The organism is Nocardioides agariphilus (genome assembly GCF_015352445.1).
In the GTDB taxonomy this organism is placed as follows: Bacteria; Actinomycetota; Actinomycetes; order Propionibacteriales; family Nocardioidaceae; genus Nocardioides; species Nocardioides agariphilus.
In genome coordinates, this window is record NZ_JADKPO010000019.1 from 28640 (window position 1) to 44276 (window position 15637).

Sequence of the window (15637 nt, forward strand, 5' to 3'; positions counted from 1 at the left end):
CCCTGGAGCCGGGGCAAGCCTCAGCGCCTGCCGATGATGGCAACGACGGGGGGTGCCTTCTGTTCGACCAGGGAGACCCGGAAGCCGCCGTCGGTGAGGGCTTTGGAGGCCTTGGTGACGATGTTGGGCACCAGCTCGGGGCGGTTGGCCTCGTAGAACAGGTAGACCGCGCCGCCGGGGAGCACGCGCTCGTGGAGGAGTGCGACCTCGTCGTCACACTTGCGCACCCAGAACAGGTTGACGTTGAAGGCGAAGACCTTGTTGAGGCGCTTGACCGGGACGCGAAGGGTGGCCAGGTCTATCTGCCGCACGGTGAGGCGGCCCGCGTCGACGTACTTCGCGCAGCGACGTCGAGTCCGGTCGACCCCGGACTCGGAGCGGTCGATCGCGAACAGCTTGCCGGACTCGAGCCGCTCGCAGATCAGCTCGGCGCCCGCGCCGGGGCCACAGCCGATCTCGAGGATGCTGTCGGCCGGCTGCGGATCCATGAGGTCCACGGCCCACACGATGCGCGGGGGGATCGGCTGCTTCGCCATGGGCCCCAGCCTGCCAGACTCCGCCGGTAGGTTGTGCGCGTGAGCGACACGATCAGGGTCGGCGTGCTGGGCGCCCGTGGCAAGGTGGGCAGCGCCGTGTGTCGCGGGGTCGAGGAGGCAGACGGGCTCGAGCTCGTGGCCCAGGTCGACGTAGGCGACAGCATCGGGGCTCTCGACGCCGCCGGAGCCCAGGTCGCCGTGGACTTCACCCACCCCGATGCCGTGATGGGCAACCTCCAGCACTGCATCGAGCACGGCATCCATGCCGTCGTCGGCACCACCGGATTCGACGACGAGAGGCTCCAGACCCTGCGCCGGTGGCTGGCCGACGCGCCGCACGTCGGAGTGCTCGTCGCCCCCAACTTCTCCATCGGCGCGATCTTGATGATGCGGTTCGCCGTCCTGGCCGCCCCCCACTTCGAGTCGGTCGAGATCGTCGAGCTGCACCACCCGGACAAGGTCGACGCGCCGTCCGGCACCGCACGTCGTACGGCGCAGCTCGTCGCCGCCGCCCGACGCGAGGCGGGGCTGCCCCCGGTGCCCGACGCGACCACGACCAGCCTCGACGGTGCACGGGGCGCCGACGTCGACGGCATACGGGTGCACGGCGTTCGCGCCCGTGGGCTCGTGGCCCACCAGGAGGTGCTGCTGGGTGGTCCTGGAGAGACGCTCACGATCCGCCACGACTCGCTCGACCGGGTCAGCTTCGTGCCGGGTGTGCTGGCCGGCGTGCGCGCGGTGGCCGGCCATCCCGGGCTCACCGTGGGGCTGGAGAGCTACCTCGGCCTCTAAGGACCGTCGCCTCAGAGCAGGCGCACGAGGGCCGCGGCAAGCGCAGCCCCGAACACCACGACGAGGAACGGCGCCCGCGCCACCAGCAGCACCACCGCCACGCCCAACCCGAGCGCTCGCGCGTCGAGCGTGAGTGAGTGACCGGTCGTGAAGACCTGGACGGCGATGAGTGCCGAGAGGAGGGCGACGGGGATCTGGTTCGCGATGCGCTCGATGAGTGGCCGCTCGAGCAGTCGCGGCGGCACCGACAGCCCGGCCAGCTTCAACACCCAGCAACCGACTCCCGCGAGCACGATGGCCACCCACACGCTCATCGGCCATCACCGGTCCGGAGCAGTACGCCGGCCAGCAACGCCACCCCACCGGCGGCGAGAACCGGCACCCCGGCCGCCGTCACCGGCACCAGCAGGAGGGCGACGGCGGCAGCCGTGAAGCCGACCCCCAGGTTGCGCCGTTCGCGCAGCCGGGGCCAGAGCAACGCCAAGAAGGCGGCACCCACCGCAGCGTCCAGCCCGTAGTCGCGAGGGTCGCCGAGGGTGCTTCCGGCGAACGCGCCCAGGAACGTGAAGAGGTTCCAGAGCACGAAGATCGACACCCCGGTCCAGTAGAACCCGGTGCGCGCCAGGGCTGTGGTCTCGCGGGTCACGGCCATCGCCGTCGACTCGTCGATCACCAGGTGGGCCGAGCCCAGCCGGCGCCTCGGCGAGAAGGCCAGCAGTGGCGCAAGCCGGAGACCGTAGAGCGTGTTGCGGGTGCCGAGCAGGAGCGCGGTCAGCGCACCCGACAGCGGGTTCCCACCCGATGCGAGCACGCCGACGAACGCGAACTGCGAGGCGCCGGTAAAGATCAGCAGCGACATCGCGCAGGTCTGCAGCACGCTCAGCCCGCCGGAGGCGCCCAGCGCGCCGAACGACGCGCCGTACACACCGGTCGCGAGACCGACGCCGAGACTGTCGCGGACGACGGAGCGCCGCTGGTGTTCGTCGTGGGTCACTCCGTGGGCGGTCCGTCGTCGAGGGCGCTCAGGTCACTAGGTACGTCGACCGAGTGCTCGATCAGGAGGGCCAGCGGCACGACCTCGAGGGCGCGTTCGCTCGTGGCGGCCAGCACCACCGGTGCGGCAGCACCGTCGCGGTAGGCCTGGAACCACCGGATCGCCACCACGCACCAGCGGTCGCCGGGTACCAGCCCCGGGAAGTTCCACTCGGGTCGAGGCGTCACCAGGTCGTTGCCCACGCTGCGCTGGTGGTCGAGGAACTCCGGTGTCATCACGGCGCACACCGCGTGGAGGCCCACGTCCTCAGGTCCGCACCGGCAGTCGCCGTCGCGGAAGAAGCCGGTCATCGGCTCGGTTCCGCAGCTCTCGAGCGGTTCGCCCAGCACGTTGCGCTCGGTCGTCGGCCGGGTCGCAGGCTGGTTCACGGCTCCAGCATCTCGCACCGCGTCTTGGCCCGTGGCGGTGCGTGCTCAGCGACGTCGCGTGCGGATCGGCTGTGCGTGCACTCCTGTGTGGGTGGCCGGGTGCACGAGGGCGTAGGCCACCACGAGGCCGGTCAGGCCGCCGACGACAGCACCGGCGCCGACGGCGACGGGCACGGCGGTGAAGTGGGCGATCCAGGCGCCCGACGCGATGGCCGTCATCACGACGGCCACGATGACCACCACGCGGTGGAAGTACGGCAGTGGACCGAGCATGCATCCATCGTGGCTCGCGACCTCACGAAATCAAACGCCCCCAGGGGTGACAGACCAGTCCGGGTGAGCGCTCGATCAGATCGCGGTGTGGAGGCGGACCTGCTTGAGCGTCGTCTCGCCGGAGCCGTCGAGGTCCAGCTCGCGGTGCGCCGAGTCGGGCGCCCAGCCCGCCTCGGTCAGGAACCGGCGTAGGTCGTCGGCGTCGCCACCTGCCCAGGTCACCGCACGCGTGAAGCGGTCTGCCTGCATCGTGTCGACCACCGCCTGCAGCAGGCGCGACCCGTGGCCCTTGCCGCGTTCCTCGGCGTCGATGACCAGCTCTTGGAGCTCCGCATCGGCGACCGGGTCGCAGTCGGGGTCGGCTGCCGGCGAGACGACCGCATAGCCGACCACGCGGTTGCGCTCGAGGGCGACCAGCACGCGGTTGCGCGCGTCACCGGGTGACCGCATCGCCCCAGACCACGTCGCCGCGACCTGGACGGGATCCAGCTCGACGGCATACGCGGCCAGCCAGGCCCGACACTGCAGGTCGGCGACCGCCGCCGCGTCGTCGGACCACGCCACCCGCACGGAGACGTCGGCGGTGGGGGAGGCCATGGCGATCAGTCTCGCAGCACGTCGGGATCCTCGTTCACGGGGTGTTGACCGGACTGCTGATCCCGTCTCCACTGAGCACCACGGCGCCGAGCGTCGACATCAGCAGGCCGGCGACGATGCCCGGCCACCAGCCGGGACGCACGCCGTCACCGAGTGCCACGACGCCGATCAGGGAGGGCACGAAGGTCTGGGTGACGATCAGGGGGGCCGAGGCCGCCGAGACCGGGGCACGGTCGAGGGCCACGGAGTACAACCAGAACCCCAGCAGGCCGTAGACGCCGACCGACAGCGCAGCAGCGACTCCCATCAGGTCGGCCGACTCGGCGCCCCGCACCGCAACCGCCGAGCCCGTGTAGCCCAGACCCGCAAGGGTGGCGATCGCGGCCCCCGACCAGCCCACACCGACCCGGGCAGCCAGCACCAGCACCCCGACCCCAGCCCACAGAAGGACCGCGAACCACACCGAGGTGAACAGCTCGCCGGGCTCACCCGAGCCGACCGACAGCAAGACCAGGCCCGCGGTGACCAGGACTACGGCCCACCAGTGCACAGGCTGCAGACGCTCGTGGAGCACCAACGAGGTCACCGCGGTCACCGGCAGCGACATCGCCACGGTGGCCTGGGCGAGGTAGAGCGGCAGTCCCCAGATGGCCACCACATGGAGCACGAAGCCGAGCAGGTAGGCGGCCACGACGCCGAGGGTCCAGGGGTCGCGCACCGAGACCCGGACGAAGTCGCGCAGCCCGTGGGGACGGTGGTCCTGACGGCGTACGGCATGTGCCTGCGCCACCGCCGCGACCCCGAAGAGAGCTGCTGCGGCGAGACCGGCCGCCAGGCCCCACGCGAAGCTCACCGGCTCACCGGTAGTGCTCGGGCAGCCTCTGGCCGATCCTGACCTGCGACTTGGGCAGTCGCATGAACTTCATCTGCAGCGAGCGCATGACCGCGTAGTAGGTCATGCCCTTCAGCGGCGCTTCGGGGAAGCGCCTGGCGATCTCCTTGCGCAGACGCGACCGCAGGCGCAGGGTGTCGACAATGATCAGCAGCAGCATGCCGAACAAGATGGCGTTGCCGTAGGACGCCAGGGTCGAGTTGCCCGACCACGCCATCACCGTGGTCACGAGCAGGACCGGGATCATCAGCTCGACGAACGAGAACCTGCTGTCGACGAAGTCGCGGATGAACTTCTTGACCGGGCCACGATCACGGGCCGGAAGGTACTTCTCGTCGCCGGTCTTCATCGCCTGGCGCATCTTGGAGCTGCTCTCCGAACGCTGCAGTCGCTGTGCTGCGGCCAGCTCCTTGCGGGTGCGCGGGACCTTGGCGCGCGCCCTGGCAGCCGCCTCCGCCTCCTTGCGGGAGGGGGTGGGCCGGCCCTTCTTGCCCGCACTGGCGTCGTCGACGCCGGTGCCGGGGTCAGACGATGGGGCCTCGGACTTGCTGCGACGGAACACGGTGCGCCTTCGGGTCGTTCGACGATGCCACCTGCGTGGCTGACCCGCCGATCCTACTGGTCCTCGGCCTTCGCACTCGTTGGTGCTGGGGCCTAGGGTGATGGGGAGACCAGCCGGGTTCGATGCAGAGGGAGGACTCCCGCGATGGGTGTCTGGCAGCGCATGACGATGATCTTCCGTTCGAAGGCCAACAAGGCCCTCGACCGGGCCGAGGACCCACGCGAGATGCTCGACTACAGCTACCAGCGGCAGACCGAGCTGCTCTCGAAGGTACGCCGGGGCGTCGCCGACGTGGCCACGAGCCGCAAGCGCGTCGAGCTGCAGATCAACCAGCTCGAGCAGCAGTCGACCAAGTTGCAGGGCCAGGCCGAGAAGGCCATCTCGGTCGACCGAGAGGATCTCGCTCGCGAGGCCCTCACCCGCAAGTCGGCGCTGACTACGCAGATCGGTGAGCTCCAGACCCAGCTGGCGCAACTCCAGGGCGAGGAGGAGAAGCTCACCCTCGCCCAGCAGCGGCTGACGGCGAAGGTCGAGGCCTTCCGCACCCGCAAGGAGACGATCAAGGCGACCTACACCGCCGCTGAGGCTCAGACCCGGATCAACGAGGCGGTCGCGGGGATCGGCGAGGAGATGGGCGACGTCGGCCTGGCGATCCAGCGGGCCGAGGACAAGACCGCCCAGATGCAGGCGCGCGCGAGCGCTGTCGACGAGCTGATCGCATCGGGCGCCCTCGATGACTTGACCGCCATCGGCGGCCAGGACGACATCAGCCGCGAGCTCGAGGCGATGAGCTCGCAGTCCGACGTGGAGAGCGAGCTGGCCCAGCTCAAGGCTGCCGCCCACCCGGAGCTCGCCACGCCCGGCTCGGCCGGCCAGCTAGGTGCCGGTCAAGCTTCCACTCAAGCTTCCGGTCAGGCCCCGATGCAGGCAGGCAGCGACGCCCCCGCGACTCAGCCCGCCGAGCAGCCCCAGGAGGAGGGACGGCAGTGATCGTCCGCATCCTCGGCGAGGGCCAGTACGACGTGGCCGACGACGCCCTCGACGGGCTCAACGCCCTCGATGCGCAGGTCGAGTCGGCGGTCGACGCCGGTGACGAGGCCGCCCTCGCCACCGCTCTGGCTGCCCTGCACGACGCCGTACGATCCTCGGGCTCCGCGCACGACCCCGACTCCCTCGACGAGTCCGACCTGATCCTGCCGCCGGCCGACGCCTCGATCGAGGACGTCCGCGACCTCCTCGGCGGCGACGGTTTGATCCCCGGCTGAACAATTGCCCTATGGCGCACTCTCGCTTCATCCGCGACACCGGGCTCACCGTCCGCATGACGACCGTGATCTTCTTGCTGGGGGCAGCCTTCGTCGCCCTCGTCGTCGTGCTGATGTTCGTCCTGCCCCCGAGCTATGCACCGTTCATCGCGGTCGCCGCGATCGGCTTCGCCGTCTACCAGTGGTGGAACTCCGACAAGGCGGCCATGCGGGCCATGCGTGCGCGGGAGGTGACTCCCGAGGAGGCACCTGAGCTGCACGGCATGATCGACCGGCTCTGCGCGATGGCCGACATGCCCAAGCCGCGCGTCGGCATCGCCGACCTCGACATCCCCAACGCCTTCGCCACCGGCCGCTCGCCCGAGCGTGCCGTCGTCTGCGTGACCACCGGGATCCTCGGCAAGCTGACCGCTGAGGAGCTGGAGGGCGTCCTCGCCCACGAGCTGTCCCACGTGGCCCACCGCGACGTGCTGGTGATGACCGTGGCCTCGTCCGCCGGGATCATCGCGGGGATGATGGGCCGCGGTGCGGCCTGGGGCGGGTTCGGCGTCTTCGGCCGGCGCAACAACAACGGCGGGGCCCCGGCCGTCCTGATCGCCGTCGCGTTCAGCCTGGTCATCTACGCCATCAGCTTCTTCCTGCTGCGGCTGCTCTCGCGCTACCGCGAGCTGTCGGCCGACCGCGCCGGCGCCTACCTGACGATGCGGCCTCAGGCCCTCGCGTCGGCCCTGCAGAAGATCACCGGCGAGATGGCCGCCATCCCGCAGCGCGACCTGCGCAGCACCCAGGCGATGAACGCGTTCTTCATCGCGCCGGCGATCTCTGGTGCCTCGCTCAAGACGCTGACCTCGACCCACCCCTCCCTCGAGCAGCGACTGGAGCAGCTGGCCAAGATCCAGGCCGAGCTGGCCCGGCCCGCGTGAGCGGTCCCGTCGGCTCCCTAGACTGACGAGGTGGGATTCTGGGATGCGGTCACCGGGCGGACCCGCGTCACGAAGAACAACCTCGACTCGCTGTTCGCCGTACCCGCGGCCGCCATCACCCTGCAGACCGCAGCCGGCTTGAACCCGACCGGCACGGGGTCGGTCTGCTTCCGGTCGGCCGCCGGAGCCGCCTTCGCGCAGACCCGCGACGAGGCCGTGCAGCTGATCAAGGCAGGCACTCCTGACGGCATGCAGGCACCCGAGGTCGAGGTCTCAGACGACGGCTTCGGGTTCACCTGGCTGGTGGTGCACCGATCGCCCGACGACGTCGCCGGCCTGTGCACCGACCTCCACGCGGTCAACACCAGCCTGGAGATGCAGGGCTTCGCATCAGGGCTGCTGTGCTCGGTGATCCCGTTCGCTGACGTGTCGGGCCGTCACGTGGGTCTGGTCTACCTCTACAAGCAGGGCACCTTCTACGCCTTCGCGCCGACGGGCGACCAGAAGCGCGACAACCTGCTGGAGATCTCGGTCAGAGACCAGCTCGCCGGAGAGCTGCCGATGGAGACAGACCTGTCGCGCTGGTTCGCTCTGTGGGGAGCTCCTGGGCTGTGAGCATCGGTTCGCAGAGGCCTGCGGGCTGCTGGTCGGTGCAGTCGCAGTCGTCTCAGGCCGACGTGCAGACGCAGGCCCTGTTGCCGTCGGGGTCGCCGATGATCGTGAAGGACGGTGCGTTGCTGTCGTCCACGATCTCGCCACCGGCGGCCACGGCGGCCGCGATGCGCTCCTGAGCCAGCTCCGGCGCCACCCAGACGTCGAGGTGGAAGCGCTGACGAGGAGTCTCGTGCTCCTCGGTCTCCTGGAACCAGAGGATGGGCACGCGTCCCGTCGCGTCGCGCACGTCGTCACCCGTGCTCCCGCGCCCGCTGCTGGCGGTGGTGCCGGTGAGGAGAGCCGCCCAGACGGGTGAGACGTCCGCGGAGTTCGCGGTGTCGAGGGCGAGCTCGACCACGGTGATGCCGGCGGGGTCGGCTCGGAGGCCCTGGTCGGCCGCGACCTCGCTGACCTTCCGCGCCAGGTCGATGTCCCGCTGGGTCACCCACTCGACGACGTGCTCGACGCCCTCGCTGTCTCGGTAGATCGCGTCGGAGCTGATCGCCTTGAGGTCGACGAACCCGTCGCCGACGGTGACGCGTGGGTGGTGCCCCAGCGAGTCGCCGACCTCGGCGATGGCAGCAACCAAGCGCGCGCCGCTCGCGAAGTCGGAGGTCGTGAACCGGGCATGCAGGCCCTGCCCGAGCTTGCGCCAGTCGGCCAGGCCGGCCGTGGCGATCTGCTCGTCCTTGATCATCGTCATGCGGGGACCTTAGTGACGGTTCCGGACGATGGGCGTCCTGAGCCTGCACTGGCGTCAGCGGCTCTCCAGCGCCAGTCGCCACCGCGGTGCGGATCACACGCCGACATGCTGTGGACCTGTCTGGCCCCCGCGAACGGTTGTCCACACATGCACCGCACGAACCGTCAGAGCGTGCCAACCTGGGGTCATGGGACTGTTCAGCCGGCGCCCCAAGCAGCCGACCCCGGTGATCGCACCGACGGGTCATGCGGGCGACGACGCGCTGCTCGTCCAGATCGCCTCACGCAGTGACCTCGAGACGCCCCGCCACTGGCTGCACTACATCTACGTCCCCGACGAGCCTCGCGCTCGCAGCGTCGCCCAGGTGGTGACGGCCGCGGGTTGGGAGCTCCAGGCAGTCGACGTCAGCGCCGGAGGTGGGCCGGAGTGGGTGGTGGTCGTCGAGCGCCACGGCGCCGTGACGTCCTCGTATGCGGTCCACGAGGCGCGGCTGTTCTTCGAGGGCGTCGCGGCCACCCACGACGGCGAGTACGACGGGTGGGAGGCCAGCCTCTAGTCGCGGTGCGACTTGCCGGGCAGGTCGAGCATCCGCTGCAGCGCCACCTTCGCCCAGTGCTCGGTGTCAGGGTCGACCTGCACGTGGTTGACCACGACTCCCTCGACCAGCGACTCCATCGCCCACACGAAGTGCGGCAGGTCGATGCGGTTCATCGTCGAGCAGTAGCAGACGGTCTTGTCGAGGAACATGATCCGCTTGTCAGGGTGGTCGGCGGCCAGCCGCTTGACGAGGTTCAGCTCGGTTCCGATCGCCCACGCCGAGCCGGGTGGCGCGGCTTCGATGGTCTTGATGATGAACTCCGTCGATCCGACCAGGTCGGCCTTGAGCACGACCTCGTGCACGCACTCGGGGTGCACCAAGATGCTGACGCCCGGGATCGTCTTGCGCAGGTCGTCGACGGTGTCGGGTGAGAAGCGGCCGTGCACGGAGCAGTGGCCGCGCCACAGGATCATCTTGGCGTCGCGAAGCTGCTCGGCGCTCAGCCCGCCGTTGGCCTGGCGGGGGTCCCACACCACGCAGTCGTCGAGCGTCAGTCCCATCCTGAGCACCGCGGTGTTGCGGCCGAGGTGCTGGTCGGGGAGGAAGAAGACCTTGGTGTCCTCTCCCTTCTGCGCGAAGGCCCAGTCCAGCGCCGACTCCGCGTTGGACGACGTGCAGACCGCGCCGCCGTTGCGGCCGCAGAACGCCTTGATGTCGGCGGATGAGTTCATGTAGGTGATCGGCACGACGGAGTCGGCGACGCCCGCCTCGACCATGGCGTCCCACGCGTCCTCGACCTGGGGCAGGCGGGCCATGTCGGCCATCGAGCAGCCGGCCGCGAGGTCCGGCAGGATCACCTTCTGGTCCGGGGAGGTCAAGATGTCGGCCGACTCGGCCATGAAGTGGACGCCACAGAACACGATGAACTCGGCCTCGGGCCGGGCAGCGGCATCGCGAGCCAGCTTGAAGGAGTCGCCGGTGACGTCGGCGAACTGGATGACCTCGTCGCGCTGGTAGTGGTGACCCAGGACGAACACCCGGCTGCCCAGCGCCTCCTTGGCCGCGCGCGCACGAGCCACCAGGTCGGGATCGGACGCCGCCGGCAGGTCACCTGGGCACTCGACGCCACGCTCGGACGAGAGGTCCTTGCCTCGACCGAGCGGGAGCAGGGGGAGGTCGACTGTGGTGCTCATGGCGAAATCGTAGAGGTCCGGGCCTCGCGGCCTCAGAGCAGCGAGCCGTGGTGCAGGTAGGGAGCAGGCGGCCGCATGCTGCGCAGGGCCAGGAAGCCGCCCTGCGCGAGGTCCAGCCGTGCCGCGAGGCCGACATCGACGGCCCACTCGTTGGCGGCGGTGATGTGGGGGACGAAGGCCTGGCCGCTGGTAGCAGCGAGGCACTCCCACAACAGCCGCGTCGCCGTACGCCGGTTGGTCGCGGCGAGCAGGACCGGCGTGCCGTCGCTGGCGTGGAAGGCGTACCCGCTGCCGGTCGAGGTGTCGGAGACGACCAGGCGGAACTCCGAGAGCAGCCAGGCGTGGTCCGGCCCGTGTGCCGCGCCGCGGAGCCGCCGGTCGATCGAGTCCATCAGCTCGAAGTCGCCGGCCGACCCCTCTCGCACCTTCTCGACCACAGGGATGGCCGAGCGGTCGAGGGTGCCGCTGAGGTGCATCTGGGGGTGCAGGGAGAAGCCGGCCGACCGGTACCGACGTACGGCCCGAGGATCGGCCGACGCCGACAGCATGCCGCGCAGGCAGCCGCGCCCGTGCTGCATGGCAGCGGCCAGCAGCGCCCTGCCGATGCCGTGTCCCTGCAGCCCCGGACGCACCGCGTAGGACGCCAGGACCCACATCAGCTCGCGGGTGAAGGACGTGGCGAACCCGACCAGGTCTGCATCCACCTCGGCCACCCAGCAGCCGCCCGGGTCGGTGGACAGGTAGTGCTGGGTGCGGGTCACCCACTGTGCTCCCCGCTCGGCTGAGCGGGGCTCGGGGTCGGGTCCGTCGCGTCGCGCCAGTCGCTTGTCGACCTCGTAGAACGCCTCGGAGCTCAGCCGCTCCACCTCGACCACGTCCTCGGCCCGCATCGGCCGGATGCGGGCATCCGTCACGTCCGTGACGATAACCACGCCCCTTGGCTGAGGCCTGGTTGGATGAGCACGTGCGCGTCCTGGTGGCCCCCGACAAGTTCGCAGGCACGCTGACGGCGGTGCAGGCGGCCCGCGCCATCGCCGACGGCTGGACCAGGCAGGCACCGGCCGACGAGCTCGACCAGGCGCCGATGGCCGATGGCGGGCCAGGCTTCGTGGACGTGCTGCACGCCGCGCTCGGCGGTGAGGTGCTCGCCGTGACCGTCAGTGGCCCGTTCGGGGAGCCGACGCCGGCCACCCTCCTGCTGGTGGGTGATACCGCCTACGTCGAGACGGCCCAGGCGTGCGGGCTGCACCTGACGCGTCGCGAGCGCCCCGAGGAGTCGTCGTCGCGCGGTGCGGGTGAGCTGGTGCTGGCCGCCGTGGACGCTGGCGCGCGCGAGGTGGTGGTCGGGCTGGGCGGCAGCGGCACGACCGACGGTGGTGCGGGGCTGCTGGCCGCCTTGGGAGCCACGGCAGACGTGCGTCTCGACGCGGGGCCGGCGGCCCTGGCCGGGGCGACGCACGTGGACATCTCCGCCTGTCGCGATCGGCTCGGCGACACCGTCCTGGTCGCGGCCAGCGACGTCGACAGCCAGCTCACCGGGCTCTTCGGTGCGGCGAAGACCTTCGGGCCGCAGAAGGGCCTGCCCGAGGAGCGCATCCCTGAGGTCGACGGCTGGCTGGAGGCGTACGCCGAGGCGCTGGACCGCCGTACCTCGCTGCTGCCAGGTGCCGGGGCCGCGGGCGGCATGGGATACGCCCTGCTCTCGCTCGGCGCCTCCCGCCGTCCGGGATTCGATGTCGTGGCAGGGGCCACCCGTCTGGCCGAGCGCGCCCGCGCCGCCGACCTCGTCCTCACCGGGGAGGGGGCCTTCGACTTCTCCAGTCGTGCGGGCAAGGTTCCCTACGGCGTCGCCCAGGTCGCGGCCGAGGTCCTGCGGCCCTGCGTGGCCCTGGCTGGACAGGTGCTGGTCGGTGCCCGCGAGATGCGGGCCCTGGGCATCGAGTCGGCCTACGCCGTCGTCGAGCTCGTGGGGGAGGAACGGGCCTTCGCAGATCCCGCGGGCGCCCTCGCCGAGCTCGCCGCGCGCGTGGCCCGGACCTGGTCCCATTGATCTATCCACGAGGCGATCGACTGGTCAGCAGATGCGTCGGAATAACCGCGCCTGTGGGACCATTGAGGCCGGTAGCACCCGCTGACGAAGGAGCCGCACCCCATGACCGAGACGGTCGAGACCACCGAAGAGCGCCGCGCCGACCAGATCAACCTGAGCTCGGTCGCCGCAGCCAAGGTCAAGAGCCTCCTCGAGCAAGAAGGCCGTGACGACCTCCAGCTCCGCATCTCGGTGCAGCCAGGTGGTTGCTCGGGTCTGCGCTACCAGCTGTTCTTCGACGAGCGCAACCTCGACGGTGACGTCGTCACCGACTTCGACGGCGTGGCCGTCGTGGTCGACCGGATGAGCGTTCCCTACCTCAACGGCGCCCAGATCGACTTCGTCGACAGCATCGAGAAGCAGGGCTTCACGATCGACAACCCCAACGCGACGGGCTCCTGCGCCTGCGGCGACTCGTTCCACTGAGTTACTTGGCTCGCTCCGCTCGCATGTCCGCGCGCTCGTAACCCTCGCGCGCGCAGACGCAGACTTCGGTTGCGCTTCCGCCGCCCCAGTTGAAGTGAAGGGCAGCGAGCGAGCCAACCTAGTCCAGGTGTAAGTGGAGGGCGTTGGCGATGCGCTGGGCCGCCTCGTCGACGCTGATCGCGCGCTTGGAGACCTCGCGCGGGTAGTCCTCGTAGGTCAGGCTCGGCGCCGACTCGACCGCCCGGCGGGCGATCTTCTCCAGCCGCAGGTGGTCTCGGGCGGCGCGAGCGTCGGCGTACATGTCATCCGTCGAGTTGGCGGCCATCTCCCGACCGTAGGGGCTACTCACGGGTAGGCCCAGGATCGGTGAGATGCGGACCTGCCCGAGTAGGGTGCTGCGACGTGTCCCTGCTGATCTGCGGATCCATCGCCACTGACCACCTGATGACGTTCGGTGGCAAGTTCCGCGACTCGCTCGTGGTCGACCAGCTCGACAAGCTCTCGGTGTCCTTCTTGGTCGACGAGCTCGAGATCAGACGCGGTGGAGTCGCTCCGAACATGTGCTTCGGGCTGGGTTCCCTGGGCCTGTCGCCGGTGCTGGTCGGCGCCGCAGGTGACGACTTCGCCGACTACCGATCCTGGCTGGAGCGTCACGGGGTGGACTGCTCGTCGGTGCGCATCTCCGAGACTCGTCACACGGCGCGGTTCGTGTGCACGACCGACACCACCATGGCCCAGTTCGCCTCCTTCTACCCCGGGGCGATGGCTGAGGCACGACTGATCGAGCTCAAGCCGATCGTGGACCGCGTCGGCAGCCCGACGTTCGTGCTCATCGCAGCCGACGACCCTGACGGCATGTTGCGGCACACCCAGGAGTGCCGGCAGCGTGGCTACCCGTTCATCGCCGACCCGAGCCAGCAGCTGGCCTTCAGCGACGGCGAGCTGATCCGCGACCTGATCGACGGGGCGGCGTACTTGTTCTCCAACGAGTACGAGTCGCACATGATCGAGGCCAAGACGGGCTGGTCGAGTGGTGAGGTGCTCGATCGCGTCGGCGTTCAGGTCACCACGCTCGGCAAGAACGGTGTGCGGATCAGTCAGCGCGGCGCCGAGGACATCGTCATCTCCGCGGCAGCCGACGTGCACGCGGTAGAGCCGACCGGCGTCGGCGACGCCTTCCGCGCGGGCTTCCTGGGGGCCCTGGTGTGGGGCATGTCCCACGAGCGAGCTGCGCAGATCGGCTGTGTGCTGGCTGCCTACGTCGTCGAGACGGTCGGCACCCAGGAGTACAGCTTCACGCCGAGCGAGTTCGTCAAGCGCATCGAGCAGTCCTACGGCATCGACGCCGCCGTCGACGTCGCACCGCACCTGACCTGAGGCCTCAGCTCACGCGCCGCACGACGTAGCGGGGCGTGCCGTCCTCGGCGGTGTCGGCCCCGACGTACTCCTGGGCCTTCATCCGGCACCAGGCCTGCACGTCGACGGCGGCCGCCGGGTCGTCAGCGACCACCGACACCACGTCTCCGACCGCCAGGTCCGAGACCGCCGCGGCCAGCGCGATCACCGGGAGCGGGCAGGGCTTGCCGCGGCAGTCGACCTCGATCATCAGTGCCCGACCTCGGCTCGCAGGCGCTCGACGACCCCGGGCAGCACGTCGAGGAACGCGTCGACCTCGGCGGCGGTCGTGTCGCGGGTGAGCGAGACCCGCACGTTGCCGTGGGTCAGCGCGCCCATCGCTGCCAGCACGTGGCTCGGTGTCAACGTCGAGGCGGTGCACGCCGAGCCGCTTGCGACGCCGAACCCCAGCCGATCGAGCTCGGTGACCAGGGACTCGCCGTCGACGTAGAGGCACGAGAACGTCAGCAGGTGAGGGAGTCGGTCGGTGGGGTCGCCGACGACGTCGACGTCAGGCATCGCCGAGACGCCGGAGCGCAGGCGGTCGATGAGGGCGTGCTGACGAGCCCCGACCTCCTCGCGCTCGGCGACGACGGCTTGCAGGGCCGCTGCCGCCGCCAGCGCGGCAGGTACGTTCTCGAAGCCTGGCACGCGCTCGTCGATCCGCTCGTCGACGGGGAAGGGATGCCGCCAGCGTGCGCCCTTGCGCACCAGGAGTACGCCGACCCCTGCGGGTCCGCCCCACTTGTGCGCCGACGCCGCGGCGACCGCCCAGCCTTCGGGCAGAGGCAGTCGTCCGGCGGATGCGCACGCATCGACGAACAGCGGCACTCCGCCTGCGACACCGGCGAGGTCCGGGACCGGCTGCGTCGTGCCCACCTCATGGTTGGCCGACTGCACGGCCAGCACACTGGTCCCGGGCGGGGGAGGGGCGATGCGGACCCTGCCCTGGGCGTCGACCGGCAGTGCGGTGCCGCCGCCCGCCCAGTCCACGGCGTGCAGCACCGCGGAGTGCTCGACGGCGGTGTGGGCGATGCTGCCACCGCGGGCACCCCTGTGCAGGCCGAGCAGGCCGAGGTGCACGGCAGCGGTCCCGGAGGCAGTGAAGGAGACCTCGTCGGGGCGGACCTCCAGCGCCTCGGCCAAGGCCGCGCGGGCGTTGTCGAGCAGCAGACGGGCCGACCGTCCGGCGCGGTGCAGGCGTCGCGGGTCGGCGTACCCCTGGTCGAGTGCGGCCAGGTAAGCCGCACGGGCCGCTGGGTGGAGTGGTTCGGAGGATGCGGCATCCCAGTAGATCGCTGGCGACGCGCCGCTTCCCATGCCAGGAATCTATCCGTCCCGGCGGGGTACCCACCCGCCAATCCGCGGCACGATTCG

Annotated in this window: 23 protein-coding genes; 9 read left to right on the forward strand and 14 right to left on the reverse strand. The window is 70.4% G+C overall.

Features of this window, described 5'->3' with window-relative positions:
- Positions 1–20: 20 nt before the first annotated feature.
- Entirely contained in the window at positions 21–536 is a 516-nt protein-coding gene (locus ISU10_RS14440; protein WP_194697112.1) for a class I SAM-dependent methyltransferase, read from the reverse strand.
- A 39-nt stretch (positions 537–575) separates the two neighbouring features.
- Here ISU10_RS14440 and dapB point away from each other — a divergent pair, with 39 nt between their 5' ends.
- Positions 576–1328, forward strand: coding sequence for a 4-hydroxy-tetrahydrodipicolinate reductase (gene dapB / locus ISU10_RS14445; RefSeq protein ID WP_370865398.1), 753 nt, complete (start codon positions 576–578; stop codon positions 1326–1328).
- An 11-nt stretch (positions 1329–1339) separates the two neighbouring features.
- Here the strand turns inward: dapB and ISU10_RS14450 are convergent, their stop codons facing one another.
- The 7 genes from ISU10_RS14450 to ISU10_RS14480 all read right to left on the reverse strand — a co-directional run bounded on the left by ISU10_RS14450 (position 1340) and on the right by ISU10_RS14480 (position 5074).
- On the reverse strand, positions 1340–1642 hold the full coding sequence (locus ISU10_RS14450) for an AzlD domain-containing protein (RefSeq protein ID WP_194697113.1): 303 nt from the start codon (positions 1640–1642) through the stop codon (positions 1340–1342).
- Entirely contained in the window at positions 1639–2322 is a 684-nt protein-coding gene (locus ISU10_RS14455; protein ID WP_194697114.1) for an AzlC family ABC transporter permease, read from the reverse strand. Before ISU10_RS14455 ends, ISU10_RS14450 begins: the two co-directional genes overlap by 4 nt.
- On the reverse strand, positions 2319–2750 hold the full coding sequence (locus ISU10_RS14460; RefSeq protein ID WP_370865399.1) for a DUF2237 family protein: 432 nt from the start codon (positions 2748–2750) through the stop codon (positions 2319–2321). The genes ISU10_RS14455 and ISU10_RS14460 overlap by 4 nt, the downstream gene beginning before the upstream one ends.
- Before the next feature lie 45 nt (positions 2751–2795).
- The gene (locus ISU10_RS14465; RefSeq protein WP_194697115.1) at positions 2796–3023 is read right to left on the reverse strand and encodes a hypothetical protein; all 228 of its coding nucleotides are present in this window, start codon (positions 3021–3023) and stop codon (positions 2796–2798) included.
- Positions 3024–3098: 75 nt separating this feature from the next.
- Positions 3099–3620 carry a GNAT family N-acetyltransferase gene (locus tag ISU10_RS14470; protein WP_194697116.1) on the reverse strand — a complete coding sequence of 174 codons (522 nt, stop codon included), beginning with the start codon at positions 3618–3620 and terminating at the stop codon, positions 3099–3101.
- 34 nt (positions 3621–3654) lie between these two features.
- Positions 3655–4473: a DMT family protein gene (locus ISU10_RS14475; RefSeq protein ID WP_194697117.1), complete on the reverse strand. Its 819-nt coding sequence runs from the start codon at positions 4471–4473 to the stop codon at positions 3655–3657.
- A gap of 4 nt (positions 4474–4477) precedes the next feature.
- The gene (locus ISU10_RS14480; RefSeq protein WP_194697118.1) at positions 4478–5074 is read right to left on the reverse strand and encodes a DUF3043 domain-containing protein; all 597 of its coding nucleotides are present in this window, start codon (positions 5072–5074) and stop codon (positions 4478–4480) included.
- 144 nt (positions 5075–5218) lie between these two features.
- Here ISU10_RS14480 and ISU10_RS14485 point away from each other — a divergent pair, with 144 nt between their 5' ends.
- Genes ISU10_RS14485 through pspAB form a run of 4 tightly spaced genes read left to right on the forward strand, consistent with a single transcriptional unit; the run spans position 5219 to position 7877 of the window.
- Entirely contained in the window at positions 5219–6064 is an 846-nt protein-coding gene (locus tag ISU10_RS14485) for a PspA/IM30 family protein (RefSeq protein WP_194697119.1), read from the forward strand.
- Positions 6061–6339, forward strand: coding sequence for a PspA-associated protein PspAA (gene pspAA, locus ISU10_RS14490; protein WP_194697120.1), 279 nt, complete (start codon positions 6061–6063; stop codon positions 6337–6339). Before ISU10_RS14485 ends, pspAA begins: the two co-directional genes overlap by 4 nt.
- Positions 6340–6350: 11 nt before the next feature.
- Entirely contained in the window at positions 6351–7262 is a 912-nt protein-coding gene (gene htpX, locus ISU10_RS14495; protein WP_194697121.1) for a zinc metalloprotease HtpX, read from the forward strand.
- Positions 7263–7292: 30 nt separating this feature from the next.
- Positions 7293–7877 (forward strand): PspA-associated protein PspAB, encoded by a 585-nt coding sequence (gene pspAB, locus ISU10_RS14500; protein ID WP_194697122.1) that lies wholly within the window; start codon positions 7293–7295, stop codon positions 7875–7877.
- A gap of 52 nt (positions 7878–7929) precedes the next feature.
- Here the strand turns inward: pspAB and ISU10_RS14505 are convergent, their stop codons facing one another.
- The gene (locus ISU10_RS14505) at positions 7930–8619 is read right to left on the reverse strand and encodes a 4a-hydroxytetrahydrobiopterin dehydratase (RefSeq protein ID WP_194697123.1); all 690 of its coding nucleotides are present in this window, start codon (positions 8617–8619) and stop codon (positions 7930–7932) included.
- A 187-nt stretch (positions 8620–8806) separates the two neighbouring features.
- Between ISU10_RS14505 and ISU10_RS14510 the strand changes: the two genes are divergently transcribed.
- On the forward strand, positions 8807–9175 hold the full coding sequence (locus ISU10_RS14510; RefSeq protein ID WP_194697124.1) for a ribonuclease E inhibitor RraB: 369 nt from the start codon (positions 8807–8809) through the stop codon (positions 9173–9175).
- Here ISU10_RS14510 and nadA read toward each other — a convergent pair.
- Both nadA and ISU10_RS14520 read right to left on the reverse strand, forming a co-directional pair.
- A complete protein-coding gene (gene nadA, locus ISU10_RS14515; protein ID WP_194697125.1) occupies positions 9172–10350 on the reverse strand; it encodes a quinolinate synthase NadA in 1179 nt (392 codons plus the stop codon). The genes ISU10_RS14510 and nadA overlap by 4 nt on opposite strands.
- Positions 10351–10382: 32 nt before the next feature.
- Positions 10383–11264 (reverse strand): GNAT family N-acetyltransferase, encoded by an 882-nt coding sequence (locus tag ISU10_RS14520; RefSeq protein WP_370865400.1) that lies wholly within the window; start codon positions 11262–11264, stop codon positions 10383–10385.
- 50 nt (positions 11265–11314) lie between these two features.
- Between ISU10_RS14520 and ISU10_RS14525 the strand changes: the two genes are divergently transcribed.
- Positions 11315–12400 carry a glycerate kinase family protein gene (locus ISU10_RS14525; protein ID WP_194697126.1) on the forward strand — a complete coding sequence of 362 codons (1086 nt, stop codon included), beginning with the start codon at positions 11315–11317 and terminating at the stop codon, positions 12398–12400.
- A gap of 102 nt (positions 12401–12502) precedes the next feature.
- A complete protein-coding gene (erpA, locus tag ISU10_RS14530) occupies positions 12503–12865 on the forward strand; it encodes an iron-sulfur cluster insertion protein ErpA (RefSeq protein ID WP_228500919.1) in 363 nt (120 codons plus the stop codon).
- A gap of 118 nt (positions 12866–12983) precedes the next feature.
- Here the strand turns inward: erpA and ISU10_RS14535 are convergent, their stop codons facing one another.
- On the reverse strand, positions 12984–13190 hold the full coding sequence (locus tag ISU10_RS14535) for a hypothetical protein (RefSeq protein ID WP_194697127.1): 207 nt from the start codon (positions 13188–13190) through the stop codon (positions 12984–12986).
- Between the two features lie 77 nt (positions 13191–13267).
- Here ISU10_RS14535 and ISU10_RS14540 point away from each other — a divergent pair, with 77 nt between their 5' ends.
- Positions 13268–14242 carry a carbohydrate kinase family protein gene (locus ISU10_RS14540; protein ID WP_194697128.1) on the forward strand — a complete coding sequence of 325 codons (975 nt, stop codon included), beginning with the start codon at positions 13268–13270 and terminating at the stop codon, positions 14240–14242.
- A 4-nt stretch (positions 14243–14246) separates the two neighbouring features.
- On the opposite strand, the gene ISU10_RS14545 is transcribed toward ISU10_RS14540, so the two are convergent.
- Both ISU10_RS14545 and ISU10_RS14550 read right to left on the reverse strand, forming a co-directional pair.
- The gene (locus ISU10_RS14545) at positions 14247–14471 is read right to left on the reverse strand and encodes a sulfurtransferase TusA family protein (RefSeq protein ID WP_194697129.1); all 225 of its coding nucleotides are present in this window, start codon (positions 14469–14471) and stop codon (positions 14247–14249) included.
- Positions 14471–15580: a cysteine desulfurase family protein gene (locus tag ISU10_RS14550; RefSeq protein WP_194697130.1), complete on the reverse strand. Its 1110-nt coding sequence runs from the start codon at positions 15578–15580 to the stop codon at positions 14471–14473. Before ISU10_RS14550 ends, ISU10_RS14545 begins: the two co-directional genes overlap by 1 nt.
- Between the last annotated feature and the right edge of the window lie 57 nt (positions 15581–15637).

Bases quoted from the DNA above. Each gene is read 5' to 3' on its own strand.
- ISU10_RS14440 (WP_194697112.1), bottom strand. From the start codon at position 536: ATGGCGAAGCAGCCGATCCCCCCGCGCATCGTGTGGGCCGTGGACCTC.
- ISU10_RS14450 (WP_194697113.1), bottom strand. From the start codon at position 1,642: ATGAGCGTGTGGGTGGCCATCGTGCTCGCGGGAGTCGGTTGCTGGGTG.
- ISU10_RS14465 (WP_194697115.1), bottom strand. From the start codon at position 3,023: ATGCTCGGTCCACTGCCGTACTTCCACCGCGTGGTGGTCATCGTGGCC.
- ISU10_RS14470 (WP_194697116.1), bottom strand. From the start codon at position 3,620: ATGGCCTCCCCCACCGCCGACGTCTCCGTGCGGGTGGCGTGGTCCGAC.
- ISU10_RS14485 (WP_194697119.1), top strand. From the start codon at position 5,219: ATGGGTGTCTGGCAGCGCATGACGATGATCTTCCGTTCGAAGGCCAAC.
- htpX (WP_194697121.1), top strand. From the start codon at position 6,351: ATGGCGCACTCTCGCTTCATCCGCGACACCGGGCTCACCGTCCGCATG.
- ISU10_RS14505 (WP_194697123.1), bottom strand. From the start codon at position 8,619: ATGACGATGATCAAGGACGAGCAGATCGCCACGGCCGGCCTGGCCGAC.
- ISU10_RS14510 (WP_194697124.1), top strand. From the start codon at position 8,807: ATGGGACTGTTCAGCCGGCGCCCCAAGCAGCCGACCCCGGTGATCGCA.
- nadA (WP_194697125.1), bottom strand. From the start codon at position 10,350: ATGAGCACCACAGTCGACCTCCCCCTGCTCCCGCTCGGTCGAGGCAAG.
- erpA (WP_228500919.1), top strand. From the start codon at position 12,503: ATGACCGAGACGGTCGAGACCACCGAAGAGCGCCGCGCCGACCAGATC.
- ISU10_RS14535 (WP_194697127.1), bottom strand. From the start codon at position 13,190: ATGGCCGCCAACTCGACGGATGACATGTACGCCGACGCTCGCGCCGCC.
- ISU10_RS14545 (WP_194697129.1), bottom strand. From the start codon at position 14,471: ATGATCGAGGTCGACTGCCGCGGCAAGCCCTGCCCGCTCCCGGTGATC.
- ISU10_RS14550 (WP_194697130.1), bottom strand. From the start codon at position 15,580: ATGGGAAGCGGCGCGTCGCCAGCGATCTACTGGGATGCCGCATCCTCC.